Annotated in this window: 1 protein-coding gene; it reads right to left on the bottom strand. The window is 62.5% G+C overall.

Annotation, left to right across the window (positions count from 1 at the left end; genetic code table 11):
• Nucleotides 1-275, bottom strand: a 275-nt coding sequence (locus ACLQ2W_RS34010) for an AMP-binding protein (protein ID WP_425792012.1), incomplete at both ends; no start/stop codon positions are given.

Here is a 275-nt window from a genome sequence, read left to right as displayed (position 1 = left end):
ACCCGTCGAACCCGACGTGTAAATCACATACACCACACCATCCGGCGACACCACCGCACCCACATCCCCCACCGGCATGCCATCCAACACACCCGGCTCATCCACCACCAACACCACACCACCACACTCGACAAGCCCCACCGTCTCCCGCTCACACACCAACGCCGACACACCCGCATCACCCACCACAAAACTCAGCCGCTCCACCGGCACCGCCGGATCCAACGGCACATAACCCGCACCCGCCTTCAACACACCCAACAACACCGGCAACA

This window comes from Micromonospora sp. DT227 (assembly GCF_049841835.1).
Classification (GTDB): Bacteria; Actinomycetota; Actinomycetes; order Mycobacteriales; family Micromonosporaceae; genus Micromonospora.
The sequence above is the reverse complement of the archived record's forward strand: the minus strand, read 5'-3'. Positions and strand labels throughout refer to the sequence as shown.